The organism is Pimelobacter simplex (assembly GCF_024662235.1).
Lineage (GTDB): Bacteria > Actinomycetota > Actinomycetes > Propionibacteriales > Nocardioidaceae > Nocardioides.
On sequence record NZ_CP096276.1, the window covers coordinates 1,649,860 to 1,672,000 of the forward strand.

The 22,141-nt window shown below is 72.5% G+C and carries 24 protein-coding genes and 1 riboswitch; of the genes, 17 read left to right on the forward strand and 7 right to left on the reverse strand.

All coding sequences use genetic code 11. The annotated features are described in order from the left end of the window. Positions 1-32: 32 nt before the first annotated feature. Positions 33-2,096, forward strand: coding sequence for an acyl-CoA dehydrogenase (locus M0M48_RS07885; RefSeq protein WP_257750716.1), 2,064 nt, complete (start codon positions 33-35; stop codon positions 2,094-2,096). Positions 2,097-2,323: 227 nt separating this feature from the next. Here the strand turns inward: M0M48_RS07885 and M0M48_RS07890 are convergent, their stop codons facing one another. Together M0M48_RS07890 and M0M48_RS07895 are read right to left on the reverse strand one after the other, a co-directional pair. Beyond that, entirely contained in the window at positions 2,324-2,542 is a 219-nt protein-coding gene (locus tag M0M48_RS07890; RefSeq protein WP_257750717.1) for a hypothetical protein, read from the reverse strand. Between the two features lie 35 nt (positions 2,543-2,577). Beyond that, complete coding sequence (locus M0M48_RS07895) at positions 2,578-3,882, reverse strand: alpha/beta hydrolase (RefSeq protein ID WP_257750718.1); 1,305 nt, start codon at positions 3,880-3,882, stop codon at positions 2,578-2,580. A 64-nt stretch (positions 3,883-3,946) separates the two neighbouring features. Between M0M48_RS07895 and M0M48_RS07900 the strand changes: the two genes are divergently transcribed. Next, positions 3,947-5,350 (forward strand): WS/DGAT/MGAT family O-acyltransferase, encoded by a 1,404-nt coding sequence (locus M0M48_RS07900; protein ID WP_257750719.1) that lies wholly within the window; start codon positions 3,947-3,949, stop codon positions 5,348-5,350. Positions 5,351-5,488: 138 nt separating this feature from the next. On the opposite strand, the gene M0M48_RS07905 is transcribed toward M0M48_RS07900, so the two are convergent. Next, positions 5,489-6,403 carry an alpha/beta fold hydrolase gene (locus M0M48_RS07905; RefSeq protein ID WP_215814983.1) on the reverse strand — a complete coding sequence of 305 codons (915 nt, stop codon included), beginning with the start codon at positions 6,401-6,403 and terminating at the stop codon, positions 5,489-5,491. A 34-nt stretch (positions 6,404-6,437) separates the two neighbouring features. On the opposite strand from M0M48_RS07905, the gene M0M48_RS07910 reads away from it, so the two are divergent. From M0M48_RS07910 to M0M48_RS07930, 5 genes are read left to right on the forward strand one after another with little or no spacing between them, the layout of a single operon-like run. Beyond that, positions 6,438-8,600, forward strand: coding sequence for an acyl-CoA dehydrogenase (locus M0M48_RS07910; protein ID WP_257750720.1), 2,163 nt, complete (start codon positions 6,438-6,440; stop codon positions 8,598-8,600). Then, the gene (locus M0M48_RS07915) at positions 8,597-9,133 is read left to right on the forward strand and encodes a MaoC family dehydratase N-terminal domain-containing protein (protein WP_257750721.1); all 537 of its coding nucleotides are present in this window, start codon (positions 8,597-8,599) and stop codon (positions 9,131-9,133) included. The genes M0M48_RS07910 and M0M48_RS07915 overlap by 4 nt, the downstream gene beginning before the upstream one ends. Next, positions 9,130-9,519, forward strand: coding sequence for a Zn-ribbon domain-containing OB-fold protein (locus M0M48_RS07920; protein ID WP_257750722.1), 390 nt, complete (start codon positions 9,130-9,132; stop codon positions 9,517-9,519). The genes M0M48_RS07915 and M0M48_RS07920 overlap by 4 nt, the downstream gene beginning before the upstream one ends. After that, positions 9,516-9,917, forward strand: a complete 402-nt coding sequence (locus M0M48_RS07925) for a MaoC family dehydratase (RefSeq protein ID WP_215814980.1) — start codon at positions 9,516-9,518, stop codon at positions 9,915-9,917. The genes M0M48_RS07920 and M0M48_RS07925 overlap by 4 nt, the downstream gene beginning before the upstream one ends. Beyond that, positions 9,914-11,086, forward strand: a complete 1,173-nt coding sequence (locus M0M48_RS07930) for a lipid-transfer protein (protein ID WP_257750723.1) — start codon at positions 9,914-9,916, stop codon at positions 11,084-11,086. Before M0M48_RS07925 ends, M0M48_RS07930 begins: the two co-directional genes overlap by 4 nt. A gap of 4 nt (positions 11,087-11,090) precedes the next feature. Here the strand turns inward: M0M48_RS07930 and M0M48_RS07935 are convergent, their stop codons facing one another. Then, on the reverse strand, positions 11,091-11,585 hold the full coding sequence (locus M0M48_RS07935) for a cupin domain-containing protein (protein WP_215814978.1): 495 nt from the start codon (positions 11,583-11,585) through the stop codon (positions 11,091-11,093). Positions 11,586-11,745: 160 nt separating this feature from the next. On the opposite strand from M0M48_RS07935, the gene M0M48_RS07940 reads away from it, so the two are divergent. The 9 genes from M0M48_RS07940 (at position 11,746) to M0M48_RS07980 (ending at position 18,624) form a co-directional block, all read left to right on the forward strand. Beyond that, the gene (locus M0M48_RS07940; protein ID WP_257750724.1) at positions 11,746-12,060 is read left to right on the forward strand and encodes a hypothetical protein; all 315 of its coding nucleotides are present in this window, start codon (positions 11,746-11,748) and stop codon (positions 12,058-12,060) included. Between the two features lie 54 nt (positions 12,061-12,114). Next, positions 12,115-12,244: riboswitch (FMN riboswitch) on the forward strand. 137 nt (positions 12,245-12,381) lie between these two features. After that, positions 12,382-13,386, forward strand: coding sequence for a bifunctional diaminohydroxyphosphoribosylaminopyrimidine deaminase/5-amino-6-(5-phosphoribosylamino)uracil reductase RibD (ribD, locus tag M0M48_RS07945; RefSeq protein WP_215815607.1), 1,005 nt, complete (start codon positions 12,382-12,384; stop codon positions 13,384-13,386). Further along, complete coding sequence (locus tag M0M48_RS07950; protein ID WP_215814976.1) at positions 13,386-13,994, forward strand: riboflavin synthase; 609 nt, start codon at positions 13,386-13,388, stop codon at positions 13,992-13,994. Before ribD ends, M0M48_RS07950 begins: the two co-directional genes overlap by 1 nt. Continuing rightward, positions 13,991-15,250: a bifunctional 3,4-dihydroxy-2-butanone-4-phosphate synthase/GTP cyclohydrolase II gene (locus M0M48_RS07955; protein ID WP_257750725.1), complete on the forward strand. Its 1,260-nt coding sequence runs from the start codon at positions 13,991-13,993 to the stop codon at positions 15,248-15,250. Before M0M48_RS07950 ends, M0M48_RS07955 begins: the two co-directional genes overlap by 4 nt. Position 15,251: 1 nt before the next feature. Next, positions 15,252-15,737, forward strand: coding sequence for a 6,7-dimethyl-8-ribityllumazine synthase (gene ribH, locus M0M48_RS07960; protein WP_215814974.1), 486 nt, complete (start codon positions 15,252-15,254; stop codon positions 15,735-15,737). 59 nt (positions 15,738-15,796) lie between these two features. Further along, positions 15,797-16,060: a phosphoribosyl-ATP diphosphatase gene (locus M0M48_RS07965; protein ID WP_038678649.1), complete on the forward strand. Its 264-nt coding sequence runs from the start codon at positions 15,797-15,799 to the stop codon at positions 16,058-16,060. Positions 16,061-16,086: 26 nt separating this feature from the next. After that, positions 16,087-16,929 (forward strand): ATP phosphoribosyltransferase, encoded by an 843-nt coding sequence (gene hisG, locus M0M48_RS07970; protein ID WP_215814973.1) that lies wholly within the window; start codon positions 16,087-16,089, stop codon positions 16,927-16,929. Between the two features lie 5 nt (positions 16,930-16,934). Next, on the forward strand, positions 16,935-17,384 hold the full coding sequence (locus M0M48_RS07975) for a PH domain-containing protein (RefSeq protein WP_257750726.1): 450 nt from the start codon (positions 16,935-16,937) through the stop codon (positions 17,382-17,384). Between the two features lie 274 nt (positions 17,385-17,658). Beyond that, complete coding sequence (locus M0M48_RS07980; RefSeq protein ID WP_257750317.1) at positions 17,659-18,624, forward strand: IS481 family transposase; 966 nt, start codon at positions 17,659-17,661, stop codon at positions 18,622-18,624. A gap of 13 nt (positions 18,625-18,637) precedes the next feature. Here M0M48_RS07980 and M0M48_RS07985 read toward each other — a convergent pair whose 3' ends face one another. The 3 genes from M0M48_RS07985 to M0M48_RS07995 are packed head-to-tail and all read right to left on the reverse strand — an operon-like array spanning position 18,638 to position 21,320. Beyond that, positions 18,638-19,531, reverse strand: a complete 894-nt coding sequence (locus M0M48_RS07985) for an aldose 1-epimerase family protein (protein WP_257750727.1) — start codon at positions 19,529-19,531, stop codon at positions 18,638-18,640. A gap of 21 nt (positions 19,532-19,552) precedes the next feature. Beyond that, complete coding sequence (locus M0M48_RS07990) at positions 19,553-20,089, reverse strand: uridine kinase family protein (RefSeq protein WP_257750728.1); 537 nt, start codon at positions 20,087-20,089, stop codon at positions 19,553-19,555. Beyond that, a complete protein-coding gene (locus M0M48_RS07995; RefSeq protein WP_257750729.1) occupies positions 20,073-21,320 on the reverse strand; it encodes an amino acid deaminase/aldolase in 1,248 nt (415 codons plus the stop codon). The genes M0M48_RS07990 and M0M48_RS07995 overlap by 17 nt, the downstream gene beginning before the upstream one ends. 26 nt (positions 21,321-21,346) lie before the next feature. Between M0M48_RS07995 and M0M48_RS08000 the strand changes: the two genes are divergently transcribed. Continuing rightward, the gene (locus M0M48_RS08000) at positions 21,347-21,880 is read left to right on the forward strand and encodes an SseB family protein (RefSeq protein ID WP_257750730.1); all 534 of its coding nucleotides are present in this window, start codon (positions 21,347-21,349) and stop codon (positions 21,878-21,880) included. Positions 21,881-22,141: the final 261 nt, after the last annotated feature.

Genomic DNA, 22,141 nt, shown 5'->3' on the forward strand with positions numbered 1-22,141 from the left:
TTAGAACGCGTTCTAGTTCTTGAGGAGCATCGATGTCGATCGGGATCAGCGACGAGCAGGCCGAGCTCGCCGACAGCCTGCGCAAGTGGGCCGCGAGCCTCGCGCCGCTGGCGGCCGTGCGCGCCGCCGAGGGCGATGCCTCCGCGACCTTCGCGGACGTGTGGTCCGCCGCCGACGAGATGGGCATCGCCGCGATCGCGGTGCCCGAGTCGGCCGGCGGCGGGGGCGGCACCGTCCTCGACCAGGCCGTCGCCCTGGAGGCCTGCGCCCACGAGCTGGTCCCCGGCGGACTCCTCGGCGCCGCGATCGGGTCGTTGCTGACCTCGCGCCCGGGTCGCTACGGCGTGCAGGTGCACCCCGGCGGCGTCGTCTGGGACGGCGGCAGCGCCGCCGAGTCCCTCCTGCTCGGGACCGGCGAGGTCGTGGCCGAGCCCGGCCTCGACCTGAGTGCGCGCCATGCCCGGGTCGCCGCCGGCTCTGCCGACTCCGACGGCGCGGCGGACGAGCGCCGCCGGCTCCTCGCCGTCACCCTCGCCGCCGCCGAGGCCGCGGGCGTTGCCCGCTGGTGCCTGGGGACGGCCGTCGACTACGCCAAGGTGCGCGAGCAGTTCGGCCAGAAGATCGGCGCCTTCCAGGCGATCAAGCACCTGTGCGCCCAGATGCTGGAGACCGCCGAGTCGGTCACCGCCGCCGCCTGGGACGCCGCGGGCGCGGCTGCCCTCGCCACCGACGCGGCGGACGCCGACGACTCGGCCGACGGCGCCGAGCAGTGGGCGTTCGCCGTGGACGTCGCGCAGGCGACCTGCTTCGACGGCGCGGTCGAGGTCGCCAAGGCCTGCATCCAGGTGCTGGGCGGGATCGGGTTCACCTACGAGCACGACGCCCACCTCTACCTGCGCCGGGCCCTGTCCCTGCGCGCCCTCGTCGGCTCCGCCGATGCCGCCGCCGAGCGGCTGACCGCCGCCGCGGTGACCGGCACCCGCCGCCGCGTCGACGTCGACCTCGAGGGCCGCGACGAGGACATCCGGCCCGTGGCCCGGACCACCTCGGAGCAGATCGCCGCGCTGCCGGCGGCCGAGCAGCGCGCGGCCCTCGTGGACGCGGGCTACCTGACGCCGCACTGGCCGGCGCCCTACGGTCTCGGGGCCGATCCCGCCACGCAGCTGGTCATCGACCAGGAACTGGGCCGGGCCGGCGTCGTACGGCCGGACCTGGTGATCGCCGGCTGGGCCGTCCCGACCATCCTCGCCCACGGCACCGACGCCCAGCGCGAACGGTTCGTACGCCCCTCGCTCCTCGGCGAGCTGACCTGGTGCCAGCTCTTCTCCGAGCCCGGCTCCGGCTCCGACCTCGCCTCGCTGCGCACCCGCGCGGTCCGCGTCGACGGCGGTTGGTCGCTGACCGGCCAGAAGGTGTGGACGTCGGTCGCCGAGCGCGCCGACTGGGGCATCTGCCTGGCCCGCACCGACCCCGACGCCCCGCAGCACAAGGGCATCACGTACTTCCTGGTCGACATGAAGGCGGCCGGGCTCGAGGTCCGCCCCCTGCGCGAGATCACCGGCGAGGCCCTGTTCAACGAGGTCTTCCTCGACGACGTCTTCGTCCCCGACGACTGCGTCGTCGCCGAGCCCGGCGACGGCTGGAAGCTCGCCCGCACCACCCTCGCCAACGAGCGCGTCGCCATGGCCAGCGCCCGCCTCACCAAGAGCGTCGAGCGCGCCGTCGAGCTCGCCGCCACCCGCGACCTCGGCCCCGTCGCCCGTACCAAGGTCGGCCACCAGGTCGCCCTCGCCACCGTCTGCGCCCTCCTCGGCGTCCGCACCACCCTCCGCGCCCTCGGCGGCCACGGCCCCGGCGCCGAGTCCAGTGTCGCCAAGCTCCTCGGCGTCCGCAGCCGCCAGGACTCCTCCGAGCTCGTCGTCACCCTCCAGGGCGACGACCTCGCCCTCCTCGCCACCCTCGGCAAGGAGTCCGGCGACCCCCTCGCCGCCGACGTCTGGGAGCAGCTCAACACCCGCTGCCTGTCGATCGCGGGGGGCACGACGCAGATCCTGCGGAACGTGGCGGCGGAGCGGATCCTGGGGCTGCCGCGCTAGGAGTCACGCTGGCCAGGAGGTGCCGGAAGCTGCGCAGCGCGTTGAGGACGTCCTCGATGCCGCGCTGGAGGTGGGGGTCGAAGCGGGCGTCGGAACTGGTCATCGTGGTCCTCCGAGATGGGCGGGTGCGGCGAACCTAGGTCGCCTCGACCTCGCCCGCCAGGGTGGTGCCGGTCCCTGTCGGAGATCGTCGATCCTCCGCCGGGGGAGACCTCACGGCCCCCCAGCTAGCCGCGCGCGTCGATGCGGTCGAGGGTCGACTGCATCCGGTCGAGGCGCTGGTCGACCTTGTCGAAGCGCTGGTCGACCTGGTCGAAGCGCCGGTCGACGTCGAGGAGCCCTTCGGTGATCAGCTGCTTGTTCTCGTCGAGCAACTCGTAGATCGCTGCGATGTCATTGGTGTTGCGCTCGATACGGAGCTCGAGCTCGGCGTTGGATGCGGCCATGGTGTCCTCCCGAGATGGGTGCGTGCACCGGAAATCTATGTCCCCTCGACCTCGCTCGCCAGCGGTGCCGCCGTACCTGTGGAGATCGTCGATTCCCCACCCCGCAAGGCCTCCCGCCGCCACCGGTTCCAGTGCCAGTGCAAGAACCGGTCCGTCGCCCGCACCAGGTGCTGCGACCGGATCGACGGGAAGATGTCGAACGCGTGCTGGGCGCCCGGCAGCTCCGCATAGGTGACGCTGCGCTTCGACGTCGCCCGCAGTACGGCGACGAACGCGCGCGCCTGCCCCGGGTCGACGAGCGTGTCGCGTGCCCCGTGGACGACGAAGAAGTCGGGGGCGTCCGCGGTGACCCGGAGCAGGGGGCTGGCCTGCTCGAAGACCTCGCGCTCCTTGCGCGGCGACTTCTTGAACACGATGGGGGCGAGGAAGTGGTCGCGCATCTGCTCGGCGGTGCGCAGTCCGCTGGCGCCGGCCAGGTCGTAGACGCCGTAGTAGGGGACCGCGGCCTGGACCGTGGTGTCGGCCGACTCGAAGCCGGGCTGGAACTCCGGGGCGTTGGGGGTCACCGCGGCGAGCGCGGTGAGGTGGCCGCCGGCCGACCCACCCGTGATCGCCACGTACGACGGGTCGCCGCCGTAGGACGCGATGTTCTCCTTGATCCAGGCGATCGCGGCCTTGACGTCGACGATCTGCGCCGGCCACGGGTCCCGCGGCGCGAGCCGGTAGTTGATCGCCACGCACACCCAGCCGCGTGCGGCCATGTGCTGCATGAGGGGCAGGCCCTGCTGGTCCTTGTTGCCGATCGTCCAGCCGCCGCCGTGCACCTGCAGCAGCACCGGCGCGCCGGCGGCGGGGGTCACCTCGGAGGTGTAGACGTCCAGCACCCCCCGCCCGCCGTACGCCGTGAAGGGGATGTCGCGGTGCACCTCGACCCCCGCCCGGCGGGCCGCCCGCCCGAAGGCGAACGGGTTGGCCAGACGCCGCCAGGGCGTGGCGAGGTCGGCCGGGGTGGGCTTGGCGTCGAGCTCCTCGACGTAGTCGACGCCGAGGCCCTCGACGAGCGCCTCCTCGGCGTCGGCGGCGGCCTTGCGGCTCTGGCCGATCAGGTAGACCAGGCCGGCCGAGGACAGCCCGGCGAGGGCGAGGCCCGGTGCCGAGCGGCGCCGCTTGCCGGCGTGCCCCACGGCGTCGGCGACGGTCAGTCCGAGCACGTGCGGAGCGAGCTCACCGGTCAGCCAGCCCGCGAAGAACGCGGGGATCCCGGTGCGGAAGCCGGGGAGGGGCCGGATGGCGTTGGCGGTCAGCGCGGCGGTGATCGCCTGGCGCCGTACGAATCCCATGACCCGAGGATATCCGGCTCGTTGTGACAAACTGATACACGTTCTAGGACGCATGGGGGTACGGATGGACCGTCTGTCGGGGCTGGACGCGAGCTTCCTCTACCTGGAGACGCCGGCGCAGCTGATGCACGTGTGCGCGGTGATGGTGCTCGACCCGGCCACGATGACCGCGTCCTACTCCTTCGCCGGCCTCCAGAGCGAGATCGACCTGCGGGTGCGCGACGTGCCCGCGTTCACCCGCAAGGTCCGCGGTGTCCCGCTCGGCCTGGACCACCCGGTGTGGGTGCAGGACCAGGCGTTCGACATCGAGCGCCACGTCCACCGCCTCGCGCTGCCCACCCCCGGCGGGTACGACGAGCTGATGGACCTGTGCGCCCACCTGGCCTCGCTCCCGCTCGACCGCTCCCGCCCGCTGTGGGAGATGTGGGTGATCGAGGGCTACCGCCCCGAGGACACCGAGGGCGAGCGCGTCGTCGTGTTCGCCAAGATGCACCACGCCACCGTCGACGGCGTCTCCGGCGCCAACCTCGTCTCGCACCTGTGCTCCATCGAGCCCGACGCCGCGCCCATGGTCACCGAGCGCCCGGCGGCGCCGCGCAACCCGGGCCGCGGCGAACTGCTCGGCCGCGCCGTCATCGGTACGGCGGCGCGCCCGGTCACCCTGGTCAAGGTGCTCAAGCCCTCGGCGCAGCTCGTCACGAAGTCGATCGGCCGCGCCCGCCGCGGTACGGCGATGGCCGCGCCCTTCTCGGCCCCGCGCACGTCGTTCAACGGCACCATCACCTCGCACCGCTCGATCGCGATGGCCGATCTCGACCTCGACGAGATCCGCCGGATCAAGAAGGTCACCGGAACGACGGTCAACGACGTCGTCCTCGCCGTTGCCGGGGGAGCGCTGCGCGCCTACCTCGAGGAGCGCGACGAGCTGCCCGAGAGCTCGCTGCTGGCCACGGTCCCGGTCAGCGTGCGCGACAGCTCGCGTCGCTCGACGGGCGCCAACAAGGTCTCCGCGCTGTTCACCAAGCTCGGCACCGACATCGCCGACCCGCTGGCGCGCCTGCACATGCTGGCCGAGCGCAACCAGCACGCCAAGGAGCACCACAACGCGATCAGCGCCGACGCGCTGCAGGACTGGGCCGAGTTCGCCGCCCCGCGCACCTTCGGCCTCGCGGTCCGCACGTACGCCAACCTGCGCCTCGCCGAGCGGCACCCGGTCGTGCACAACCTGGTCATCTCCAACGTGCCGGGCCCGCCGATCCCGCTCTACTTCATGGGCGCGCGCATCGACGCGCTGTGCCCGCTGGGGCCGGTCTTCCACGGCGCCGGGCTCAACGTGACGGTGATGTCGAACGCCGGGCAGATGCACGTCGGCGCCATCGCCTGCCGCGAGTCGATGCCCGACACCGACGCGCTCGTGCGCCACTTCCCGGCCGAGCTGGCCCGGCTGGGAGCCTGCGTCGGCAGCTGACGCCTGCTGCGCGCCGCGATGCACGCACGCCGGCGGCGTTGCCGGAGGCTCGACAGGCCCCGGCCTGCCTTCGCTCCGGCGCCTTGCCATCGCGCGCACCTCGCGACGCTCGCGACGGCGTCAGCTGCCGACGCAGGCTCAGCGAGGCGGTCGCCGCGGGAAGTCCCGCCGACGCGCGTTGACGGTCGCCGCCGCCTCGACCATCTTCGGCACGAACTTCTCCGCGGCCAGCACGCACCCGGCGTGCCCGTCGTCGACCTCGTGGATGGTCGCGCCCGGGATCGACCGGGCCAGCGCGATCTGCCGTGAGGTCGGGATCACCCGGTCGCGCATCATCACCACCACCGCGGTCGGTACGTCGATCCGCCCCAGCCACGGCCGTGAGTGGTGCCGTCCGAGCGCGGCGAGCGCCTGACCGACCGCCCACGGGCTGGTCGAGCGGAACTCCCGCAGTGCCCACTCGTGCATGTCGGAGGGCTCGAGCCCGCCACCCCGGGCGGCGGCTCGAGCCGCGCGCAGCGCCGTTCGGGAGCGCGACACGCCGCGCAGCGCGAGCATCGAGGTCCCCATCCCGAAGAAGAAGCCGCGCTCGGCCGGCGTCAGCTGGAACCGGTCGGTGGTCGCGCCGAGCACCAGCCCGGACACGAGGGACGGGTGCTGGCGCCACACCCGCTGGGCGACGATCGAGCCCATCGAGTAGCCGCCGACCACGACCTCGTCCAGGCCCAGCACGCCGGCCAGCGCCGCGACGTCGTCGGCGCAGTCGATGAGCGAGAACTCCGGGCTCTGGATGCCTTGCCCGTGCCAGCGCTGGTCGAGCGTGACCACCCGGAACCGGCGCGCGAGCGGCTCGATCGCGGGGAACCAGGTGAGCAGGCCGGTCGTGCCCAGCGCGTGCAGCAGGATGATCGTGGGAGAGTGGGGATCGGGCCCCGGTGTGTCCGTCACGTACGTCGCGCCCCGCCCCGGCAGCTCGACCAGCCGGCCCTCCGGGACGAGGGTGGACGGGAGGTGGACCCGCCGGCGGGCGACGTCCAGTGGGAGCACAGCCATGCGCGCAAGACTAGAACACGTTACAGTTTGTCTCGTGGATGCAGAGGCGATCAACGCAGTCCGCGCCGTCGTCGGCGAGGTCCTGGAGCGCGAGTCCGATGCCCGGGAGTGGTCCGCCTGGGCCGCTGCGGGCCTGACGTCGCTCCCCGTGCCCGAGGAGTACGGCGGCGAGGGGCTCGGTCTCGACGCCGTCGCCGTGCTCCTGCGCGAGAGCGGCCGCCGGGCGGTCCAGGTCCCCGCGTGGGAGACGCTGTGCTGCGGCGCGCTGACCCTGGCCGGCCACGGCACCGACGCCCAGCGCAAGGAGCTGCTGCCCGGCGTCGCCTCCGGCGAGGTCGTCCTCAGCCCGGCCCTGCGCGGCGCGGCGACGTACGCCGACGGCACGGTGAGCGGCCGCAAGCGCGCGGTCACCTACGCCGAGCGCGCCCACCGCCTGCTCGTCCTGGCCACCGACGCCGACGGCCGCGAGGTCGTCGCACTGGTCGACCCGAGCGGTCCGGGCGTCACCCTGGCGCCGTCGAGCGCGTCGAGCGCGACCCCCCAGCACACCGTCGTCCTCGACGGCGCGCCCGCCGAGCTGCTCGACGAGGGTGCCGCCGAGCGCCTCGACGCGCTGGCCCGGGCCGGCCTGGCCGTCACCGCCGCGGGCGTGCTCGCCGGGGCCCGCGACCTCACGGCCGACTACGTCAAGGGCCGGCAGCAGTTCGGCCGGGCGCTGGCGGAGTTCCAGGCGGTCTCGCTGCAGATGGCCGACGTCTACGTCGCCTCCCGCACGCTCGACCTGGCCGCGGACAACGCGGTCTGGAGGGTCGGCGAGGGCATCGCGGCCGGCGACGACCTCGCCGTGGCCGGCTACTGGGTCAGCCAGGTCGCCCCCTACGCCCTCCGCACCTGCCACCACCTGCACGGCGGCATGGGCGTCGACATCACCTACCCGCTCGTCGCCTTCACCACGTGGGGCACCGACCTCGCCCACGCCCTCGACACCCTCGCCGGCGACGTCCCGGTCGAGGACGCGGCCGGCAAGAACCCCGAGCTCACCGAGGACCAGCGCGCGCTCAAGGCGCGGCTGCGCGAGTACTTCGGCGGCGTCGCGGCCGAGTTCGACGGCATCCACGACCCCGACCCGGTCGAGGGCGCCTGGAACCGGCACGGTCCGACGTACGAGCGGATGATCCGCCGCCTCGGCACCGACGGCTGGATGGGCGTCGGCTGGCCGAAGGAGTACGGCGGCCACGGCCTCGGTGAGGTCGAGCAGACGATCTTCGCCAACGAGGCCCAGTACGCCGACGTGCACCTGCCGTCGGTGACCCTGCAGACCGTCGGCCCGACGCTGATCAAGTACGGCACCGAGCAGCAGAAGGCGCTCTTCCTGGAGCGGATCCTCAAGGGCGACGTGCACTTCGCCATCGGCTACAGCGAGCCCGACGCCGGCACCGACCTCGCGTCGCTGCGCACCACCGCCAAGCGCGACGGCGACCACTACGTCGTCAACGGCCAGAAGATGTGGACCACCGGCGGCCACCAGGCCGACTACCTCTGGCTCGCCGTGCGGACCGACCCCGACGCCCCGAAGCACAAGGGCATCTCGATCCTGATCGTCGACACCTTGGACCCCGGCTACAGCTGGACGCCGATCATCACCGCCGACGGCTCGCACCACGTCAACGCGACGTACTTCAACGACGTGCGCGTCCCCGTCGAGATGCTCGTCGGCGAGGAGAACCAGGGCTGGAAGCTGATCACCACCCAGCTCAACCACGAGCGGGTCATGCTCGGCCCGGCCGGCCGGATCGAGGGGCTGCGCGACCGGGTCGTGCGCTGGGCGGACGCGGCGGGCGTCCGTGACCGTTCCGACGTGCGGGACCTGCTCGGCAAGACCACCGCGGTCTTCCGTATCAATGAGCTGCTCAACTGGGAGGTCGCGCGGGCCGCGGCCGCCGGCGAGATCAAGGTCGCCGACGCGTCCTCGTCGAAGGTGTTCGCCTCCGACCAGGTCCAGCACCTGCTCGCCGACCTGATCGCCCTCGTGCACCGGCACGGGGACGCGGGAGAAGAGGGGACCAAGGAGTTGCTCGACTACCTCGACGCGCAGGCCAAGCGGAACCTGGTGCTCACCTTCGGTGGTGGCGTCCAGGAGGTCCAGCGCGAGCTGATCTCGATGTTCGGTCTCGGTCTGCCGCGGGTGCCCCGATGAGCGCCGGCGCGAGCGTGACCCCGGAGCTGGTCCCCGCCGACCTGCACGCCCACCTCATGTCGGAGGCGGAGCGGATCCAGGGCTGGGGCGAGGCCGCCGAGCGGGTCGCCCGCGACGAGGTCAACCAGCCCACGATCAACAACTGGCTCGAGGCGATGGGCGTCGACAACCCGCGCTTCACCGCGGGCGAGGCACCGCCGTCGATGGCCCAGGTCTGGACGATGTACGGCCTCGGTGGCAAGCCGTCCGAGCAGGACCCCCTGCACGCGATGATGCGGGTGCTCACCGACGCCGGCTTCACCGCCGTGCTCGGCACCAACTGCGAGCAGTCGTACGACCGCTACCTCCGGGTGGGGGAGCGGGTGCGGGTCACGACCGCGCTCGACTCCGTCGTCGGGCCGAAGGCGACCGGCATGGGCGTCGGCTACTTCGTGACCTCGCGCAACACCTGGTACGTCGGCGACGAGCGCGTCGCGACGATGCTCTTCCGGGTCCTCAAGTTCATCCCGAAGGCCAAGGAGGCCCAGGCATGAGCGGCCCCGTGCGTCCGGTGATCAGCCGCGACAACGCCTACTTCTTCGAGGGGACGGCGGCGCGCGAGCTCCGCATCCAGAAGTGCAACGCGTGCGGCGTCCTGCGCCACCCGCCCGGTCCGGCCTGCCCGGACTGCGGCGCTCTCGACCGCGGGTACGTCGTGGCCGCCGGCCAGGGGACCGTCTTCTCCTACCTGGTCCACCACGCTCCGCAGGTGCCCGGCAAGGAGCTCCCGCTCGTCATCGCGCTGCTCGACCTCGACGAGGGCGTGCGGATGGTGGCCGAGGTGACCGAGCCCGTCGAGATCGGGGACCGGCTGCAGGTCGGCTGGAACGTGATCGACGACGACCTGACCCTCCCGATCTGGACGAAGGTGGCCCGATGACCAGCGCGACGACCAGCCCGATCAAGGCCGGAGACAAGCTGCCGGAGTGGTCGCTGCCGATCACCCCGACCCTGGTGGTGTCGACGGCGATCGCGACCCGCGACTTCCAGGACGTCCACCACGACCGGGACATCGCCCAGGCGGCCGGCTCGAAGGACGTCTTCGTCAACATCCTCACCTCGACCGCGCTCTGCGAGCGCTATGTCACCGACTGGGCCGGCCCGGACGTGCAGATCCAGGGGATCGCGATCCGCCTGGGCGCGCCGGCGTACCCCTACGACACGTTCACGTTCACCGGTGAGGTGACCGCCGTCGAGGACGGCACCGCCACGATCAAGGTGGTGGGCGCGGTGTCCCTCGGCGACCACGTCATCGGAACGGTCAAGGTGGCCGCATGAGCGAGCGCACCCTCTCCGGCAAGGCCGCCATCGCCGGCATCGGCGCCACCGAGTTCTCCAAGGAGTCGGGCCGCTCCGAGCTCCAGCTCTCGGTCGAGGCGGTCCAGCACGCCCTCGCCGACTGCGGCCTGACGCCCGCGGACGTCGACGGCCTGGTCACGTTCACCATGGACACCTCGTCCGAGATCGCGGTCGCCCGCGAGCTCGGCATCCCCGAGCTGCGCTTCTTCAGCCGGATCAACTACGGCGGCGGCGCCGCCTGCGCGACCGTCCAGCAGGCCGCGATGGCCGTCGCCACGGGGGTCGCCGACGTCGTCGTCGCCTACCGCGGCTTCAACGAGCGCTCCGGCGATCGCTTCGGCCAGGTCTCCAAGTGGGCCGCCGCCCAGGTCAACACCAACGGCCTCGACAACGCCTGGACCTACCCCCTCGGCCTCTCCACGCCCGCGGCCACGGTGGCCATGCAGGCCCGCCGCTACATGCACGAGTACGGCGCCACGTCCGAGGACTTCGGCCGGGTCGCGGTCGCCGACCGCCGCCACGCCGCCACCAACCCGGCCGCCTTCTTCCACGGCAAGCCGATCACCCTCGAGGACCACCAGGCCTCCCGGATGATCGCCGACCCGCTGCACCTGCTCGACTGCTGCCAGGAGTCCGACGGCGCCGTGGCGCTCGTCATCGTCTCGGCGGAGCGGGCGCGCGACCTGGCCCAGAAGCCGGCGTACATCGCCGCGGCGGCCCAGGGCTCGGGCAAGGACCAGTTCGTGATGACGTCGTACTACCGCGACGACATCGGCATCCCCGAGATCGGCGTCGTGGGCCGCGAGCTGTGGAAGCAGTCGGGCCTCACGCCCGGGGACATGCCGATGGCGATCCTCTACGACCACTTCACGCCGTACGTGCTGATGCAGCTCGAGGAGCTCGGCTTCTGCGGCCGCGGCGAGGCCAAGGACTTCGTCAAGGACGGGGCCATCGAGATCGGCGGCCGGCTGCCCATCAACACCCACGGCGGTCAGCTCGGCGAGGCCTACATCCACGGCATGAACGGCATCGCCGAGGGCGTGCGCCAGGTGCGCGGAACCTCCGTCAACCCCGTCGCCGATGCCGCGCACGTGCTGGTCACGGCGGGCACGGGCGTGCCGACGAGCGGGCTGATCCTCAGCGCCTGACGCCTTAGGACTCCTCGACCCAGACGTTGTCGTGCTCGCGCATGAACGCGTCGTACTCCTCGGGCGTCCACTGCTCGCCCCGCGCGAGCCGGTCGAGACCCTCGAAGTAGGGCTCTCGGGGCGCGCCCGGCGCGAAGTGCAGCAGCATCGACGCCGGCGCCCCCGACTCGTTGCGGAACCCGTGCAGCCCACCGGGCGGCACGTGCAGGAAGTCACCGGGGCGCGCGGTCACCCACGCGTCACCGGTGTGGATCCGCACCTCGCCGTCGAGGATGTAGAAGGACTCGGCGATGCTGCGGTGGAAGTGCGGGCCGGGCCCGCTCACCGCGTCCGAGAACTCCCAGCGGTAGAGCCCGAACAGGCCGCCGGTCGCCTCCCCGCGCGCGAGGTAGTGGACCCGGTTGCCGTTGGGGTAGACGAGGTCGGCCTCGGCGTCACCGGGGCGCACCCACGCCGAGATCTCGCCGTCGCCGTCGTAGAGCGGAGGGGGGTACGACATGGCCTCACGCTACGACGTGAGGCGCCCGGAAATCAGGTGCGGCTCGCGCGACGCGCGGCGTAGTGTCGCCTCTGGCCGATCGCCCCGCAGACCGAGAGGAGGTGGACGTGGTGCCGAACCCAGCCTGACCACCGTGGTCGGGCTCCGTGAAGGAGTCACCATGTCCCTCCGCCGCCACTACCGCCGCCGGTTCCTCAACCGTCCCGGCAACCACGCCGGTGCCTACGCGATCGCCGACATCCGCATCTATCGCGGACGCGGGCGCAGCGCCGGCAACAACGGCATCGATGCCACGCTCACGCTCTCCGACTGCAGTCGGATCATCGACCTCGACTTCAACGTCTACGACGAGGCGAGCGCCCGCAACGCGCTCTACAAGGCCGATCTCCTCCGCACGATGGTCGACGACTTCGTGACCGCCTACGAGAAGGCCGTCGCCGAGTGGCGCGAGATCGACGATCCCTCCGCCCAGTGACCGGTCCCACATCCCGCACCGCACTCCCATGTGCCACCATGGAGAGGAAAGAGCTCGCGTGCTCTGGGGTCGGTGAAACTCCGAACCGGCGGTGAAAGTCCGCGACCCGATCGCATCCAGCGATCGGTTGACCAGGTGGAACTCCTGGACCGACGGTCAAAGTCCGGATGGGAAGTGCACGCACGAGCGTCCGACGGACGAGCAGGTCGACCACGACCGCGAGCCCGCCGGGCGTCCCGCCAGCCCCGGAGTCCGCGTCCCTGACGACAGGACACGAGAGGCGAACAGGTGGCGGAGACGATCACCAGCGAGACCGACGCGATGCGTCGTGCCCTCGCGCTCGCGGCGACCCCGGGGGTGCCGCTGCACCCCAATCCCCGCGTGGGCTGCGTGCTGCTGGCCCCCGACGGCACGGTCGTCGGCGAGGGATTCCACCACGGCGCCGGTACGCCGCACGCCGAGGTCGAGGCGCTCCGGGTGGCCGGGGAGCGGGCCCGGGGCGCGACGGCCGTCGTGACGCTCGAGCCGTGCAACCACACCGGGCGGACCGGTCCCTGCGCGCAGGCCCTCCTCGCCGCCGGCGTACGACGCGTGGTCGTCGCCCAGCGCGACCCCAACCCGCTCGCCCGGGGCGGCGCCGAGACCCTGCGGGCCGCGGGCGTCGAGGTCGAGCTCGGCGTGCTGGGCGACGAGGCCGAGCAGGTCAACCCGGCCTGGACCTTCGCGCACCGCCACGGCCGCCCGTTCGTGACCTGGAAGTTCGCCGCGACGCTCGACGGCCGCAGTGCCGCCGCCGACGGCACCTCGCGCTGGGTGTCCTCGCTGGCCGCGCGCCGCGACACCCACCGGCTGCGGGCGCTGGCCGACACGATGATGGTCGGCGCCAACACCGTGGCGGTCGACGACCCCCAGCTCACCGTCCGCGGCGACGACGACCAGCCGGTCGGCGTCCAGCCGCTGCGCGTGGTGATGGGGGAGCGCGACCTGCCCGCGGACCGGCGGATCTTCGACGACGCCGCGCCCACGCTGCACCTGCGCACCCGCGACCCCGAGGCCGCGCTGCGCACGCTCTACGCCGAGCACGACCGGCACCACGTCTTCCTGGAGGGCGGCCCGACGCTGGCAGCGGCCTTCCTCCAGGCCGGCCTCGTCGACGAGGTCGTCACCTATGTCGCCCCGATGCTGCTGGGCGCCGGTCGCTCGGCCGTCGGGGACCTCGGAATCCAGACCATCGCGGATGCGTTCCGCCTCGAGCTGACCGACGCGACCGTCGTCGGCGCGGGGGCGGACGCCAACGTCCGCCTGACCATGAAGGGAACCAACTGATGTTCACCGGCATCGTCGAGGAGCTCGGCACCGTCGCCGCCGTGGAGGACCAGGGCGACGCCATCCGGCTCACCATCGCCTCGGACCTCACCCTGTCCGACGCGGGCCTCGGGGACTCGATCGCGGTCAACGGCTGCTGCCTGACCGTCGCCGAGCGCACCGACACCACCTGGACCGCCGACGTGATGGCCGAGACGCTGGACAAGACCAGCCTCGGGGGCCTCGCGGTGGGCGACCGGGTCAACCTGGAGCGCGCGGTCACGGCCGAGAAGCGCCTCGGAGGGCACATCGTCCAGGGCCACGTCGACGCGATCGGCCAGGTCCTCGCGCGCACGCCCAGCGAGCACTGGGAGATCGTCGAGATCGCCATGCCCGCCGAGCTCGGCCGCTACCTGGTCGACAAGGGCTCGATCACCGTCGACGGCATCTCGCTGACCGTCGTCGAGGCCAAGGACGCCAGCTTCACGCTGAGCCTGATCCCCGAGACCCTCGCCCGTACGACGCTCGGCTTCCGCGCCGCGGGGGACCAGGTCAACCTCGAGGTCGACGTCCTCGCCAAGCACGTCGAGAAGCTCCTCGGCGCCTACACCAAGGAGAAGACCGCATGAGTGACAAGGTCCGTCTGGACTCGGTCGAGCGCGCGATCGCCGACATCGCCGCCGGCCGCGCCGTGGTGGTCGTCGACGACGAGGACCGCGAGAACGAGGGCGACATCATCTTCGCCGCCAGCAAGGCGACGCCCGAGCTGATGGCGTTCACGATCCGCTACTCCAGCGGCGTGATCTGCGCGCCGATGCCGGGCGACATGCTCGACCGGCTCGAGATCCCGCTCATGACGCCGCACAACAAGGACGCCTACCGCACGGCGTACACGATCTCGGTCGACGCGCGCGACGGCGTCAGCACCGGCATCTCCGCGGCCGACCGCGCCCACACGGTGCGGGTGCTGGCCGACTCGGCGACCGAGCCGTGGGAGCTGACCCGCCCCGGCCACGTCTTCCCCCTGCGCTACCGCGAGGGCGGCGTCCTGGTCCGCCGTGGCCACACCGAGGCCGCCGTCGACCTGTGCCGGCTCGCCGGGCTGACGCCGACCGGCGTCCTGGTCGAGGTCGTCAACGACGACGGGACGATGAAGCGCGCGCCCGAGCTGCGCGCGTTCGCCGACGAGCACGGCCTGGCGATGATCTCCATCGAGGACCTGGTCCGGCACCGCCGCCGGGTCGAGAGCCACGTCGTGCGCGAGGCCGAGACCCGGCTGCCCACGAGCCACGGCGACTTCACCGCGATCGGCTACACGATCACCGTCGACGGCAGCGAGCACGTCGCCCTCGTCTACGGCGACCCCGCGGCCCTGGCCGACAACGGTCCGGTGCTGACCCGGGTCCACTCCGAGTGCCTGACCGGCGACGTCTTCGGCTCCAGCCGCTGCGACTGCGGTCCCCAGCTCAACGAGGCGATGGACCGGATCGTGCAGGAGGGCGCCGGCGTGGTGATCTACCTGCGCGGCCACGAGGGCCGGGGGATCGGCCTGGTCGCCAAGCTCCAGGCCTACCAGCTCCAGGACGGCGGTCGCGACACCGTGGACGCCAACCTCGACCTCGGCCTGCCCGCCGACGCGCGCCACTACGGCGCGGCCACCCAGATCCTCAAGGACCTCGGCGTGGACCAGGTCCGGCTGCTGACCAACAACCCCGACAAGGTGGCCTCGCTCGAGGACTACGGCGTCACGGTGACCGAGCGGGTGCCGCTCACGCCGCACCCCAACGGCCACAACCTGGCCTACCTGCTGACCAAGCGCGACCGGATGGGCCACGATCTTCCCGAGCTGCCCGACCTCGACCTCGACCTCGAAGGAGCCAACTGACATGGCCGGACACGGTGCCCCCGACATCGCCCCCGTCGACTGCCACGACCTGCGGGTCGCGGTCGTCGCCGCGAGCTGGCACACCGAGGTGATGGACGGTCTCATCGCGGGCGCGCAGCGCGCCTTCGCCGACCACCAGGTCGAGGCGCCCGTCGTCGTACGGGTGCCCGGCACGTTCGAGCTGCCGGTCACCGCGGCGGCCCTCGCGCCGTCGTACGACGCGGTGATCGCGCTGGGCGTGGTCATCCGGGGCGGCACGCCGCACTTCGAGTACGTCTGCAACGCGGCCACCGACGGGCTGACCCGGGTCTCGCTCGACCACCACATCCCGATCGGCTTCGGCGTGCTGACCTGCGACGACGACGCCCAGGCGCTCGACCGGGCGGGCCTGGAGGGATCGCGCGAGGACAAGGGCTACGAGGCGGCCTCGGCGGCGCTGCAGACCGCGGCGACGCTCAAGCGGATCAAGCGCGGCTACACCGCCTGAGCCGCGGGACCTGAGACCGGCGCAAGGGTGACGGGAGCGACGCCGTAGGCTGAACTCCCGTGAAGACGTTCGACGAGCTGTTCGCAGAGCTCAGCGAGAAGGCACAGACGCGGCCCGAGGGGTCCGGCACCGTCCGGGCGCTCGACGCCGGCGTCCATACGATCGGCAAGAAGCTGATCGAAGAGGCCGCTGAGTCCTGGATGGCCGCCGAGCACGAGGGCAAGGACGCCACGGCTCTGGAGATCAGCCAGCTGCTGTACCACGCCCAGGTCCTCATGATCGCGAGCGGACTCTCGCTCGAGGACGTCTACTCCCACCTCTGAGGCTCCGCCTCACAAGAAGGCTCACGATGCTCAAGATCGCCGTCCCCAACAAGGGGGCCCTGTCCGAGTCCGCCTCGACGATGCTGCGCGAAGCCGGCTACGCGCAGCGCTCGGACTCCAAGCAGCTGACCAAGATCGACCCGGACAACGGGGTCGAGTTCTTCTACCTGCGCCCGCGCGACATCGCGCTGTACGTCGGCGAGGGCACCCTCGACGCCGGCATCACCGGCCGCGACCTCCTCCTCGACTCGCACTCGACGGCCTCGGAGTCGCTCCAGCTGGGCTTCGGCCGCTCGAAGTTCCGCTTCGCGGCCCGCCCCGGTGTCGCCACCGACGTGCGTGACCTGGCCGGCAAGCGCATCGCCACGTCGTACGACGGCGTGGTCAAGCGCTACCTCGTCGAGCAGGGCGTCGAGGCCTCGGTCGTCCGCCTCGACGGCGCCGTCGAGACCAGCATCCAGCTCGGCGTGGCCGACGTGATCGCCGACGTCGTCGAGACCGGCAGCACCCTGCGTGCCGCGGGCCTGGAGGTCTTCGGCGACGTCATCCTCGAGTCCGAGGGCGTGATGATCACCCGCGAGGGCGCCGACCCCGGCGCGCTCGAGGTCTTCACCCGCCGGCTCCAGGGCGTCCTCGTGGCCCGCGCCTACGTGATGATGGACTACGACATCCGCGCCGAGAAGGTCGAGCAGGCCATCGCCCTGACCCCCGGCATCGAGAGCCCCACGGTCAGCCCGCTTCATCGCGAAGGCTGGGTCGCGGTCCGCTCCATGGTGCAGCGGGCCACCGCCCAGCGGGTGATGGACGAGCTCTTCGCGCTGGGGGCCCGCGCCATCCTGACCACCGACATCCACGCCTGCCGGCTCTGATGGCGATGTCCGACCTTCCCCCGCTCCCGCGGACCTGGCGGCCCTTCGGCCCGCGGATGGCCGCCGCGGTCTTCGCGATCGTGCTCGTCGGCGCGTTCGCGTGGCTGTGGGTGCGCTTCGACGAGCAGACCAAGCAGGCCATCAACATCCTCGAGAAGGCGACCGTCATCGGCATCGTCGGGCTCGGGCTGGCGCTGATGTTCGCGCTCGCCCGGTCCCGCGTCGTGGCGCGTCCCGACGGGCTGACGATCGTCAACGGCTACCGCAAGCGCGAGCTCACCTGGGCCGAGGTCGGCACCGTGCGGATGCCGCGCGGCGCTCCGTGGCCGCACCTGGACCAGGGGGACGACGTACGGATCTCGCTGCTGGGGATCCACACCTCCGACGGCGCCCGCGCGGCGACGGCGGTGCGGGAGCTCAAGGCGGTCGTCGCCGCCCACCGCGTCGACGGCTGAACGGCTAGGGCGTGTCTCCCAAGTCCCCGCCTGCTGCGCGGTGTTTGCGACTCGATCTGGCGGCGTTGTCGCAGACTCGACGGGCCTCCGGCCCGCCTTCACTGCTCCGCCTTACCAGATCGGCCGCAAACACCGCTCGCGACGGCGCGTCCTTGGGAGACACGCCCTAGATGTACCCGGCCAGGACGTTGGTAGCGGCGAGCCTGGTTGAACGAACGAGAACCTCCGAATGGGATGTGGCTTGTCTAAGGCCCACTCCAACCCGGAGGTTCTCGTGTCCCACGGTAGTGCCCGGCTGACCGTTCACGGTCGGCGCCTGATCGTCCAACGCCACCAAGCAGGCTGGAAACAAGCCCACATCGCTGCGGCGATGGGCGTGTCCCGCAAGTGCGTGAAGACCTGGATCGACCGCTACACCGCCGAAGGCGAAGACGGCCTGGCCACCCGCTCCTCACGCCCCCACTCGATGCCCACCAAGACCAGCAACGAGGTCGAGCAGAAGGTTCTCACCGCGCGTGCCGAGCATCGCGACGGACCCGATGTCCTCGGAGCGAAGGTCGGCGTTCCTGCCCGCACAGTGTCGCGGATCCTGCGCCGCCACCACGTGCCCTACCTTCGCGAGCTGGATCCGATCACCGGCGAGGTGATCCGATCCTCGAAGCAGACCGCGACCCGCTACGAGCGAGAGCGGCCTGGCGAGCTGGTCCACATGGATGTCAAGAAGCTCGGCAAGATCCCCGCCGGCGGCGGCTGGAAGGCTCACGGCCGCGGAGCCGGGTCGATCATGCGCGATCGCAACACCAAGGTCGGGTTCGACTTCGTTCACTCACTCGTCGACGACCACTCCCGCCTGGCCTACAGCGAGGTGCTGCCTGACGAGAAGGGCCCGACCTGCGCCGCGTTCCTCGAGCGCGCGATCGACTACTTCGCAGCCCATGGCATCACCCGGATCGAGCGTCTGATGACAGACAACGCCTGGGCCTACCGATGGTCGCTACGTGCCGTATGCGCCGAGCACGACATCAAGCAGAGGTTCATCAAGCCGCACTGTCCCTGGCAGAACGGGAAGGTGGAGCGCCTCAACCGGACCCTGACCACCGAGTGGGCCTACCGTCGCGCCTTCGCCAGCAACGACGAGCGAGTAGCCGCCCTTGCGCCCTGGCTCGAGCACTACAACACTGAACGCCGCCACAGCGCACTCGGAGGTAAGCCGCCGATCAGCCGGCTGCTACCAACCTGATGGCCGGGTACACCTAGAGCGCCCGCACGCCCCACGACGCGGCGAACGTCTCGCCGGGTGCCAGCACGACCAGCCCGTCGCCGGAGTTGAACGCGTCCGGGGGAGCGGTCATCGGTTCGACCGCGACACTCGTGCGCGGCGTCGCGGTGTCGTCGGCGGTGTAGACCTGCAGCCAACCGTGGTGCTCGTCGACCCACAGCGCCACCCCGGCCCCGCCCGGCGCGCGCAGGGTCACGGTCGCCCGGCCCGACGGGTCGCGGTCGAGGCCCGTGTAGGCGTGGTTGAGGACGGCGTCGGCCAGGGGAGCGGGCGTGCGGAAGGCGTCCCCCGGCTCGGTGCCGACCGGCAGCAGCCGCTCGTCGTCGGTGACCAGCCGGGCCACCGCGGGCAGGTCGAGCGTCCAGTCGTCGCAGGGGCCCGGGCCGGCGACGAGGTACGGGTGCGCCCCCGACGCGTACGGCGCCGCCTCGGCCGCCCGGTTCGTCGCGGCCTGGGTAACGGTGAGCCCGTCCTCGCCGAGCGCATAGGTCGTCGTGAGCGCCAGCGCCCACGGGTAGCCGGTCTGGGCCGGCAGGAAGTAGTCGAGCTCGACCCGGTCGGCCGCGACCGACCGCGCCGTCCACGAGACCCAGCGGACCAGGCCGTGCGAGGCGTTGCCGCGCTTCGGCTCGGTCAGCGCGAGCTGCTGGGTGGCCCCGCCGAAGGTGTAGCGCCCGTCGCGGATCCGGTTGGGCCACGGCACGAGCAGCTGCCCGCGCCCGCCCGAGGGCATGGCGTCCTCGGCGAAGCCGTCGACGAGATCGCGTCCCTCGTAGGTCAGCGACCGCAGGGCGCCGCAGCCCTGGGTGACGACGGCGCGGTAGCCGTGGGCGGACAGGACGTGCTGGTCACCGGTGGGCGCGCTCACGACTGCCACCCTAGGCACGCGCTAGGTGCGGACCACCAGGTCGGCCCACGACCGCGTGTCCTGGCGCGCGTGCAGCGCCGCCTCGTCGGCGAGCCAGTCGTCCCAGTGGGGACGCATCCCCTCGCCGTCGCGCTCGAGCCAGCGCGCGAGCCGGACGTCGAGGTCGGCCTCGACCCAGACCAGCGTCGTCACCAGCTCCCGGTACGCCGCCGCGGCGCTCCCGACACCTTCGAGGACCAGCAGCGGGCCCGGGAGCACGGTGCGGGTCTCGGCCCAGCCGTCGGCGTACCAGTCCCAGCGGCGCCAGGTGCCCGGCTGCCCGGCGGCGAGCGGGCGCAGCAGGGCCTCGACCGAGCCGGCGAGGCCGGGGAGCCCGCGCCAGCCCGCGAGCATCTCGTCGGTCCCGATCACGACCGCCTCGGGGGCGAGCGCGGCCAGGCCGCGGGCGAGCGTGGTCTTGCCGGAGCCGGCCAGCCCGTCGACGCAGATCAGCCGGCCCGACCCGAGGGTCGGTGGGCGCGACAGCGTGAGCTCGAGGACCTCAGAAGGCGAGACCATGGCCCCGGTACGACGGCACCGCGTCGATGAACCGGTCGCCCTGGGCCAGGAGCACGGTGGTGCCGTGCTCGAACGGCTCGCCCGACTTGGCGTGCCGGAACCAGACCAGCTCGCCGATCGCCAGCCGGCCGGCGTTGGTCCCCACGAGCGGGGTCTGCACCTCGCCGGCACCCTCGAGCCCGGTCAGGCTGAGCCCGGCGGGCGCCCACGGCGTCGGCGCCCGGTCGGCCCCGGCGGGCCCGGACGCGATCAGCCCGCCGCCGTGGACCGTGGCGACCTCGGCGGAGGGCCGGCGGGTCACCGGCAGGCCGAAGAAGGCGGCCGGGGCGGGGGAGAAGGAGCGGTAGTGGTCGAAGAGGGTCGGCCCGAGCAGCCCGGAGCCCGCGGTCACCTCGGTGACGACCGGGTCGGCGGCCGAGGACTCGATCGAGCCGGAGCCGCCAGCGTTCCAGAACTCGAGGCCGGTGAAGTCGCCGCGCCCCTCGAGCGCGCTGAGCGCCTCGGCGATCGCGGTGCGGCGGGTGACGAGCTGGGTCACCGAGAGCTGCTTGAGCTTGCGGACCACCGCGGACTTGGCGCGCTGGTGCGGCACCGAGTCCGGGACGCCGGCCACCTGACCCTCGTAGGTCATCGCGCCGACGAGCTGGAAGCCCGGCCGGTCGATGACCGCCCGGGCGAGCGCGGCGACGGCGCCGACGTCGAACAGGGGGGAGCGCCTGGGGCCGACCAGCTGGCCGCCCCAGCGCAGCCCGGCGTCGATGTCGAGCGCGACCCGGACCGGTACGGCGGTCGAGGCGCGCAGCGAGTCGACCAGGTCGAGGTGGGCCACGTCGTCGACCATGATCGTGATCCGCGAGGCGGCGCGCGGGGAGGCGATGAGCGCGGCGAGCGCGGCCCGGTCCACGGACGGGTAGGCGACGACGATGTCGTCGCACACGTCGTTGTCGGCCAGCCAGAGCGCCTCGGCCAGCGTGTAGGCGAGCACCCCCGCGAAGCCTTCGGTCGCCAGCGCCCGCGCCACCAGCGCGGGCACCCGCAGCGACTTGGACGCCACCCGGATCGGCGTCCCGCCGGCCCGGCGCGCGAGGTCCGCGGCGTTGGCGTCGAAGGCGTCGAGGTCGACCACGAAGGTCGGGGTGGACAGGGGCTCCGGCCAGGCGTCGACCGCGTCGGCGAGCCGGGCCGCGAGGCGGTTGCGCGCGACGAACGAGTGGTGCTGCACGAACGCCATGCTTCCACGGATGGGAGAATGTGCCCGTGACCGCATCGCCGAACGAGCGTCCCGACGCCCGCCGCCTCCAGGGCTCGGAGTACGTCGACGACGACGGGTCCGCCGACACCGCCCTCGCCGCGGCGCTCACCGGCCACGCGAGCGGGACCGCGCCCTACCCGGCCGTCCTCGCGGCGTTGGCCCCCGCCCGCCTGCTCGTCCCGGTGGTCGCGATGCTCGGCGAGGTCGAGGTGGGCGAGGACGGCCTGGCCCGCGACAAGTCCAGCGACATGGCGGCGGTGCTGCTGACCGGCGCCGACGGCCGGCTGGCGCTGCTCGCCTTCTCCGACCTCGCCGCGCTGACCCGCTGGGACCCCCAGGCCCGCCCGGTGCCGGTGGCGGCCCACCTCGCGGCGGCGACCGCCGTCCAGGAGGGGGCCGCCGCGCTCGTCGTCGATGTCGCCGGCCCGCACCCGTTCGTCCTCGACGGCGACGACCTGCCCCGGCTCGCCTCCGGCTGGCAGCCGGTCCAGCTCGACGACGGGGGCTGGGGCTGGCTGGGCTCGAGCGCCGCGGATTAGCGGACCCGGGAACAAGTCAGATAGCATCTGGCGTTGACCGATCTGTCATGCCTTCACCGGCACGGCAGATCCCACAAGCGGGGACCAGCACCATCGTCTCCCACCCGCAACGGCCGCCAGGTCGTCGGGTCCGGTCCATGGAGAGCACCACCGCTCCCCGGGCGTAGCCAACGCGCGGAGAGCACCGGGGCTCGTGACTGGCTTCCGCTTCGTGACTAGCGGGAGCCACTTTCGCGTTTTGCGGCTGCTGAGCTCCTACCG

Coding starts and splice junctions, on each gene's coding strand:
- M0M48_RS07885 (WP_257750716.1), top strand. CDS start 33: ATGTCGATCGGGATCAGCGACGAGCAGGCCGAGCTCGCCGACAGCCTG.
- M0M48_RS07890 (WP_257750717.1), bottom strand. CDS start 2,542: ATGGCCGCATCCAACGCCGAGCTCGAGCTCCGTATCGAGCGCAACACC.
- M0M48_RS07895 (WP_257750718.1), bottom strand. CDS start 3,882: ATGGGATTCGTACGGCGCCAGGCGATCACCGCCGCGCTGACCGCCAAC.
- M0M48_RS07900 (WP_257750719.1), top strand. CDS start 3,947: ATGGACCGTCTGTCGGGGCTGGACGCGAGCTTCCTCTACCTGGAGACG.
- M0M48_RS07905 (WP_215814983.1), bottom strand. CDS start 6,403: ATGGCTGTGCTCCCACTGGACGTCGCCCGCCGGCGGGTCCACCTCCCG.
- M0M48_RS07915 (WP_257750721.1), top strand. CDS start 8,597: ATGAGCGCCGGCGCGAGCGTGACCCCGGAGCTGGTCCCCGCCGACCTG.
- M0M48_RS07920 (WP_257750722.1), top strand. CDS start 9,130: ATGAGCGGCCCCGTGCGTCCGGTGATCAGCCGCGACAACGCCTACTTC.
- M0M48_RS07925 (WP_215814980.1), top strand. CDS start 9,516: ATGACCAGCGCGACGACCAGCCCGATCAAGGCCGGAGACAAGCTGCCG.
- M0M48_RS07930 (WP_257750723.1), top strand. CDS start 9,914: ATGAGCGAGCGCACCCTCTCCGGCAAGGCCGCCATCGCCGGCATCGGC.
- M0M48_RS07935 (WP_215814978.1), bottom strand. CDS start 11,585: ATGTCGTACCCCCCTCCGCTCTACGACGGCGACGGCGAGATCTCGGCG.
- M0M48_RS07940 (WP_257750724.1), top strand. CDS start 11,746: ATGTCCCTCCGCCGCCACTACCGCCGCCGGTTCCTCAACCGTCCCGGC.
- ribD (WP_215815607.1), top strand. CDS start 12,382: ATGCGTCGTGCCCTCGCGCTCGCGGCGACCCCGGGGGTGCCGCTGCAC.
- M0M48_RS07950 (WP_215814976.1), top strand. CDS start 13,386: ATGTTCACCGGCATCGTCGAGGAGCTCGGCACCGTCGCCGCCGTGGAG.
- M0M48_RS07955 (WP_257750725.1), top strand. CDS start 13,991: ATGAGTGACAAGGTCCGTCTGGACTCGGTCGAGCGCGCGATCGCCGAC.
- ribH (WP_215814974.1), top strand. CDS start 15,252: ATGGCCGGACACGGTGCCCCCGACATCGCCCCCGTCGACTGCCACGAC.
- hisG (WP_215814973.1), top strand. CDS start 16,087: ATGCTCAAGATCGCCGTCCCCAACAAGGGGGCCCTGTCCGAGTCCGCC.
- M0M48_RS07975 (WP_257750726.1), top strand. CDS start 16,935: ATGTCCGACCTTCCCCCGCTCCCGCGGACCTGGCGGCCCTTCGGCCCG.
- M0M48_RS07990 (WP_257750728.1), bottom strand. CDS start 20,089: ATGGTCTCGCCTTCTGAGGTCCTCGAGCTCACGCTGTCGCGCCCACCG.
- M0M48_RS07995 (WP_257750729.1), bottom strand. CDS start 21,320: ATGGCGTTCGTGCAGCACCACTCGTTCGTCGCGCGCAACCGCCTCGCG.